Here is a 7,540-nt window from a genome sequence, read left to right on the forward strand (position 1 = left end):
ACAACCCGGTCCTGATCGGTGAGCCCGGCGTCGGCAAGACCGCCGTGGTGGAGGGACTTTCCCAGAAGATCATCAAGGGCGAGGTGCCCGAGACTCTCAAGGACAAGCAGCTCTACACGCTCGACCTGGGTGCGCTCGTCGCCGGTTCCCGCTACCGCGGTGACTTCGAGGAGCGCCTCAAGAAGGTCCTCAAGGAGATCCGCACCCGCGGCGACATCATCCTGTTCATCGACGAGATCCACACCCTGGTGGGTGCGGGTGCCGCCGAGGGCGCGATCGACGCGGCGAGCATCCTCAAGCCGATGCTGGCCCGTGGTGAGCTGCAGACCATCGGCGCCACCACCAGTGACGAGTACCGCAAGTACGTAGAAAAAGATGCTGCGCTTGAGCGCCGTTTCCAGCCTGTTCGGGTCGAGGAACCCACCCTCGAGATGACGATTCAGATCTTGAAGGGTCTGCGCGACCGGTACGAGGCGCACCACCGGGTGAGCATCACCGACGCCGCTCTGGTGGCGGCCGCGACGCTTGCCGACCGGTACATCTCCGACCGTTTCCTGCCGGACAAGGCGATCGACCTGATCGACGAGGCCGGTGCGCGGATGCGGATCCGTCGGATGACCGCGCCGCCAGACCTGCGTGACTTCGACGAGCGCATCGCCCAGGTGCGCCGCGACAAGGAGTCCGCGATCGACGCCCAGGACTTCGAGCGTGCCGCGCAGCTGCGCGACAAGGAGAAGCAGCTCCTCGGGCAGAAGGCTCAGCGGGAGAAGGAGTGGAAGGCCGGTGACCTGGACGTCGTCAGCGAGGTCGACGACGAGCAGATCGCCGAGGTGCTCGGCAACTGGACCGGCATCCCGGTCTACAAGCTGACCGAGGAGGAGACCTCGCGCCTGCTGCGCATGGAGGACGAGCTGCACAAGCGCGTCATCGGCCAGGAGGACGCGGTCAAGGCGGTCTCGAAGGCGATCCGGCGTACCCGGGCCGGCCTGAAGGACCCGAAGCGCCCGTCGGGCTCGTTCATCTTCGCCGGCCCGTCCGGTGTGGGTAAGACCGAGCTGTCCAAGGCGCTCGCCGAGTTCCTGTTCGGCAGCGAGGACGCCCTCATCCAGCTGGACATGTCCGAATTCCACGACCGCTACACGGTGTCCCGGCTCGTGGGTGCCCCTCCCGGCTACGTCGGCTACGACGAGGGCGGGCAGCTGACCGAGAAGGTGCGGCGTCGGCCGTTCTCGGTGGTCCTCTTCGACGAGATCGAGAAGGCCCACCCGGACGTCTTCAACACGCTCCTGCAGATTCTCGAGGACGGTCGTCTCACCGACGGCCAGGGTCGGATCGTGGACTTCAAGAACACGGTCATCATCCTGACCACCAACCTGGGCACCCGCGACGTCGCCAAGGCGGTGTCGCTGGGCTTCCAGCAGTCGGAGGACTCCGAGTCCAACTACGACCGGATGAAGCAGAAGGTCAACGACGAGCTCAAGCAGCACTTCCGGCCCGAGTTCCTCAACCGGATCGACGACACCATCGTCTTCCACCAGCTGCGCCAGACCGAGATCCTCTCGATCGTGGACATCATGATCCAGCGGATCGAAGGCCAGCTGCGCAACAAGGACATGGGCCTGGAGCTCACCGACAACGCCAAGAAGTACCTGTCCAAGAAGGGCTTCGACCCGGTGCTGGGCGCGCGTCCGCTTCGTCGCACGATCCAGCGCGACATCGAGGACAACCTCTCCGAGCGGATCCTGTTCAACGAGCTGACCCCCGGTCAGATCGTCGTGGTGGACTGCGAGGGCGACCCGAACGACATCGACAACTCGCATCTCACCTTCCACGGTGCGGAGCGGAGCGTCACCGTCCCAGATGAGGTACCGGACCAGGTAACGGCCGACCTCGTTGCCGACACCGGTAACAACTGAACGATCTGACCGACGACGGCGGGGTGAGCCCTGCAGGGCTCGCCCCGCCGCCATCGATGGGTTGCCGTCCGACCTGGGTCAGCGCGGTCGGGACTCCTGGTCGGCGAGCACAGCCAGCTTATCGGCACGTACGGACTCGGCCATCTTCGTCTCGTCGAGCCAGATTAGGTAGGCGACGGGAGGACCGGAACTCCCCCACACGGCGCCGATGATGGTGGCCGTAGACCCTCCATGTGGATCCCGGAGCAGGCGGACCCGCGTCCCCGGGGCGTGACCGTCTTCGGCGATGATCAGCAGCGCGTCGAGGATCTGGCGGACACCGGTGAGCGGCAGGCCCTCCACATACGGCTCCCCCGCGTATCCCTCCCTGGGTGTCATCATGGTGCGGAACAGCGCGGCGAGTCGGATCGACTCCTGCCGGATCTGCCAGTCCGCGCTGCGTTCGGCGGCGGCCAGCGCCTCTTCGATCATCGACCACAGCTCTGCCGGCTCGCGATCGAGCAGCCGCCGCGCCTCCCGGTCCAGTTCGGCGCACGCCATGTCGAGGGCGGTCTCCTCCCCCATCTCGGCGATCCAGACGAGGTCACCGATGGCCGGCAGCAGCCCCGGTGACTCGGCCGCGACGACGACGTACAGCATGGCCAGGAGTTCCTGGCGCCCTTCACCGTGGTAGAGCGGACCGACACCGGTGCCGTCTCGTCCCCGCGTCGGCGGGAAGCGGTCGACGAGGTGCTCAGCACGGCCGTCCGGCAGGGTCGCGGCTCGCCGGTTGTCCCGCACCCGCTCGTCGAACGAACGGTGTTCGCGACGTTTGATCATCAGCTCGCGATGCGAGTCGGAGCCGACCGGGTAGATGGTCCGTCCGTAGCTGGACAGTGTCTCGCCCGGTTGCAGCCCGACTGCCTCGAGTTGCCGGGCCGCCACCGAGTACGGGACACCGGCACGGGCCGCCTGAGCCCGAATTGCCCGCTTCCGGGCACGACCTGATCGCGGAGTCCGACGGGGGTTCTGCTCATCAGTCATGACGCCTCCGGTGCAGCCCCACGCCCTCCACCGAACAGGCGGCGTGGCCGGCACGCCGAAGCTCATCACGTCTGCGCGGAGTCGGAGACTCTTGGCCCTCTGTGTGGTCAGGCGTGGGCTGTCACACCGGGCGCGGGCAGGCGCACTGCCCGCGCCCATGATATCGCGATCCGACCATGGATCAGAGGTACGTGGCCGACTATCCGCCCGCAATCGCCGACACACCTTGTCGTCGCAGGATCATCCGGAACAGCGCGTCCATCCGCTGTCGTCCTGCTTCCGGTGCGTCCGACTCGGCGAGCTTGTCAATTGCCAGCGTCAGGTGCCGCGCGGACAACTCCTCCGCCTGCCGGCGGCCACCGGCACGCTCAATGAGGTCCGCCTGGGCCTGCAGGTGTTCGGCCGTGGGCTGCCTGACCTGCTCGCCCACGAGCCTGGCCAGGTCGGTGGCCGCCGCGTTGCCCGCACGCAGCGCGAGGATGACCGGAATGGTCTTCTTGGACCTGACGAGATCACTGCGGGCGGGCTTTCCGGTCGCGGCCGGGTCGCCCCAGATGTCCTCGACGTCATTGGCCATCTGCCACGAGAGCCCGAGGTGACGGCCGGCCTGGCGCAGTGCGTCCACTGTCGCCGGCCGCGCCCCGCCGAGCACCGCACCGATCGCCGCCGCGGCCTCCAGCAGCGCCGTGGTCTTGGCGCACGCCCGCAGATAGTGATCAGCATCCACGTCGGCAGCCGACACGTGCTCCAACGAAAGATCGGAGGCCTGCCCATCGATCATCTGGTGCAGCCCCGCCAGCAGGAGATCGGCGGACTCCCTGCCCCGGGAGCTGCTGGTCGATCGCAGGATCTCGAAGGCGGTGGCGATGAGCGCGTCGCCGGCGAGGGTGGCCATACCTGCCCCGAAGACGACCCAGGCCGCTGGCCGTCCTCGCCGGAGCGCGTCGGCATCCATGATGTCGTCATGCAGCAGCGAGAAGTTGTGGATCATCTCCACCGCGATCGCACCCGGGATCCCGGTGTTCGGCTCGGCGCCGACCGCACTCGTCGACAGCAGGGTCAGGGTGGCCCGCAACAGCTTCCCGGACCCGTCACTGATCGGTGTGCCATCCGCAGTGGACCACCCGAAGTGGTAGCTCGCCAACTGGCCAAGATCCGGATGCAACCCGTCGACGGCCTCCCGTAACCCGGCGTCGACCAGATCTCGGGCACCGTCGAGGCGAGGATCCGTACCGATCCGGTGATTCTGCTGAGTCAGGCTCATGCCCACTCCCGTGTCAGCTGTCGCTGGGTCCGAGGACCCGCTCGGCCGCGATGACCAGGTAGTTGAGCGAGTTGTTCCGGTAGCCGGAGAGGAAGGGAACCTCCACACCGGTCTTCAACGCGCTGTACTCGCGCAGCTCCCAGTAGGGAATCGCCTCGGTGGTGAGGTCCAGGACACGGGACGGCACCAGACCGTTGTCGGCCAACGCCTTCAGATAGGTGCTGCGCTTGTGGATGTGGCACACGTAGTGCTCGTCGATGGCGGCGACGTCGTCCGAGTGCTCGGCCACGGCGTCGTTCTGGCACCAGGTCACCAGCACGTAGCGGCCGCCGGGGCGCAGCAGCCGGGAGAACTCCGCGAACGTCTCGTTGAGGTCCACGTACATCGTGGTCTCGTTGCTGACGATGGCGTCGAACGTACCGTTCGCGAAGGGCGTCTTCGCCATGTTGGCGTAGTGGAAGCTGACCTTGTCGGCGCACCTGCGCTGCTCGGCCAACCGCTCGGCGAACTCGATGTGGTGGGTGCAGAAGTTCACCCCGGCGACCTGGCAGCCGTACCGCTCGTGCACCATGAAGCTGGTCCCCCCACGGCCGGACCCAGCGTCCATCACCCGCGCATCGGGTGCCAGCCCGTCGAGGGCGTCCAGGACCAGACCGACCTGCTCGTTCTCCATCCGGTGCATCTCTCGCAGGATGAGCCGCTCACGGGCCTCTGGCGGGGCCTGCAACAGGTTGCGGTTGAAGTCACCGACCGCGTAGTGGTGGTGGTACAGGCCGTCCATCGCCCCCAGGAGGAGGTTGATGGGGTCGCTCTGCTTCTCCTCCCAGTGATCGTTCAGGTCCTGCTCGTAGTGATTGCGTACGACCTCGTTCTTCGCACCGACGTCGATGGACATGTCAGTCTCCTCGTTCCTGAACGGTTCGTCCGCGTGGTTCAGATGCGGATGAGGGTCTTGAGCGCGCGGCGATCGTCCATCGCCGCGTAACCGTCGGGCACATCGACGAGCCCGACGGTGAGATCGAAGATCGGGGCCGGGTCCAGTGCGCCGGACAGGACGTCGGGCAGCAGCTGCGGGATGTAGGTACGGGCCGGGGTGATCCCCCCGGCCAACGCGAGGTTGCGGTCGAACATCGCCCGCAGGTCCACGCTCTCCTGGCTGCCGTGCGGCACGCCGACGAAGCCGATACGACCACCCGGGGCGGTGACCGCCATCGCGGCGGCCATGGCATCGGCGGTACCAACCGCCTCGATGACGCTCGTGAACCCGTGGCCGTCGGTCAGCTCCCGGGCATGCTCGCTGACAGACGCAGCCTCGGCGAGGATCACGAAGTCCGCCCCGAATCGACGGGCCACCCGGGCCCGCGCACGGTGGTGACCGAAGACGGTGATCCTGGCCGCCCCCAGCCGGCGGGCGGCCAGCACCGCGCACAGGCCGACCGCACCGTCACCGACGACGGCCACGTCCGAGCCGACGTGCACGCCGGCGCTCACCGCCCCGTGGTGTCCGGTGCACATGACGTCCGACAGGGACAGGACCGCGGGCATCTGGTCCTCGTCCATCGCCCGAGGCAGCGCGACCAGCGTCGCGTCCGCGTACGGCACGGTGACCGCCTCGCCCTGACCCCCGTCCGCCCCGGGATCGCCCCAGAACCCCTTACGGGGGCAGGACGTCGGCAGACCCTCCCGGCAGTGGGCGCACGTTCCGTCGGACCAGACGAACGGGGCGAGGACCCGGTCGCCGCGGCGCAGGGTCCGCACCTCGGCCCCGACGTCCTCGACCACCCCGGCGAACTCGTGGCCGATGCGCTGGCCCGGCAGTCGCGGAACCTGCCCGCGGTACGCCCAGAGGTCGCTTCCGCAGACGCAGGCATGGGTGACCCGGACCAGGGCGTCGGTGGTGGAACGTATCGCCGCGTCGGGTACCTGCTCGACCCGGATGTCCCTCGGCCCGTGGATCGTCACCGCGCGCATCAGCCCACCTCGGCGGGGGCGGCGGCGCTGAGAATGCCCGGGAGCGCGGACACGAACGATCGGGCCTCGTCAGCGGTGAGGATCAGCGGTGGGGACAACCGCACAGCGTCCGGCTGCACGGCGTTGACGAGGAAACCGGCCTTCAGCGCCGCGCCCTCCGCCCGCACGGCGTGTGGCCCGTCGAGCAGGATCGCCAGCCAGAGGCCACGACCACGGACACCACGCAGCAGCGGATGGTCGATGCCGGTGATGCCGTCCCGCATCACGGCGCCGACGCTCTTGGCGTTGGACAGGAGATCGTCCTGCTCGATGACATCGAGCACGGCCAGCGCTGCGGCGCAGGCCACCGGGTTGGCGCCGAACGTGGAGCCATGGTCGCCCTTGGCGAAGACCGAGCCGAACCTGCCGAGCCCCACACAGGCGGCGATGGGCAGCCCACCGCCGAGACCCTTGGCGAGGGTGACCACGTCGGGACGGACGCCGACGGCGAGGTGGTGGAACCACTCCCCGGTCCGGCCGATCCCGCTCTGCACCTCGTCGAAGACCAGCACGGCCCCCGTCTCGTCGCAGCGGGTACGGGCGGCCCGCAGGTAGTCGACGGTGCCCTCGACGACACCCGCCTCACCCTGGATCGGTTCGAGGAAGAGTGCCGCGCAGTCGGGGGTGACGGCCTCGGTGAGCGCCTCGCTGTCGCCGTACGGCACGAACCGGACGTCGATGCCGAACGGGGCGAACGCCTCGCGGATCGCCGGCTTGCCGGCCAGGGCGAGCGAGCCCATCGACCGACCGTGGAAGCTCTGCCACGCGGACACCACGTAGGAGCGCCCCTTGCCCGCGTGTCGGCGGACCAGCTTCAGGGCCGCCTCGTTGGCCTCGGTGCCCGAGTTCGCGAAGAAGACCCGCCCGGTTCCGCCGAGTAGGTGCAGCAGACGCTCCGCGAGCAGCACCTCTGGCTCGTGCAGGTAGAGGTTGGAGATGTGGGCAAGCCGCCCGACCTGCCGGCTCACCGCCTCGACCAGCGCGGGGTGGGCGTGCCCGAGCGCCGAGACGGCGATGCCGGCGATGAGGTCCAGGTAGTCGCGGCCGTCCACGTCCCACACCCGGCTCCCACTTCCGTGTGAGATCGCCACGGGTGGGGTTCCATAGTTCGGCATCAAGGCGTCATCGAATCGACGCCGGAGTTCCGCCCCCATGGGTAATGCGTCAGAAGCCGGCAGGTTCAGACAGTCGAAGCATTTGTCTCTACGAGTTCGGCGAAAATCTCGGAGGGCTTCTTCCAATTGTGGATCTTACGGGGTCGGTCGTTGATTTCGGAAGCTACCATCGCTAAGTACTTCGGGTCGGACGTGATCGGGATGCCTTTCGG

Annotated in this window: 6 protein-coding genes; 1 reads left to right on the top strand and 5 read right to left on the bottom strand. The window is 68.0% G+C overall.

Features of this window, described 5'->3' with window-relative positions; translation table 11 throughout:
• Window positions 1–1,916, top strand: a 1,916-nt coding sequence (locus tag F8271_RS28610) for an ATP-dependent Clp protease ATP-binding subunit (RefSeq protein WP_151492951.1), incomplete at its 5' end; no start/stop codon positions are given.
• A 78-nt stretch (window positions 1,917–1,994) separates the two neighbouring features.
• On the opposite strand, the gene F8271_RS28615 is transcribed toward F8271_RS28610, so the two are convergent.
• From F8271_RS28615 to F8271_RS28635, 5 genes are all read right to left on the bottom strand, one after another.
• Complete coding sequence (locus F8271_RS28615) at window positions 1,995–2,939, bottom strand: hypothetical protein (RefSeq protein WP_151492952.1); 945 nt, start codon at window positions 2,937–2,939, stop codon at window positions 1,995–1,997.
• 199 nt (window positions 2,940–3,138) lie between these two features.
• Window positions 3,139–4,203 (bottom strand): polyprenyl synthetase family protein, encoded by a 1,065-nt coding sequence (locus tag F8271_RS28620; RefSeq protein WP_151492953.1) that lies wholly within the window; start codon window positions 4,201–4,203, stop codon window positions 3,139–3,141.
• 13 nt (window positions 4,204–4,216) lie between these two features.
• Window positions 4,217–5,098: a cyclopropane-fatty-acyl-phospholipid synthase family protein gene (locus F8271_RS28625; RefSeq protein WP_151492954.1), complete on the bottom strand. Its 882-nt coding sequence runs from the start codon at window positions 5,096–5,098 to the stop codon at window positions 4,217–4,219.
• A gap of 38 nt (window positions 5,099–5,136) precedes the next feature.
• A complete protein-coding gene (locus tag F8271_RS28630; protein ID WP_151492955.1) occupies window positions 5,137–6,174 on the bottom strand; it encodes an alcohol dehydrogenase catalytic domain-containing protein in 1,038 nt (345 codons plus the stop codon).
• The gene (locus tag F8271_RS28635) at window positions 6,174–7,367 is read right to left on the bottom strand and encodes an acetylornithine transaminase (RefSeq protein ID WP_151492956.1); all 1,194 of its coding nucleotides are present in this window, start codon (window positions 7,365–7,367) and stop codon (window positions 6,174–6,176) included. Before F8271_RS28635 ends, F8271_RS28630 begins: the two co-directional genes overlap by 1 nt.
• Between the last annotated feature and the right edge of the window lie 173 nt (window positions 7,368–7,540).

Source organism: Micromonospora sp. ALFpr18c (assembly GCF_008868155.1).
Taxonomy (GTDB): Bacteria; Actinomycetota; Actinomycetes; order Mycobacteriales; family Micromonosporaceae; genus Micromonospora.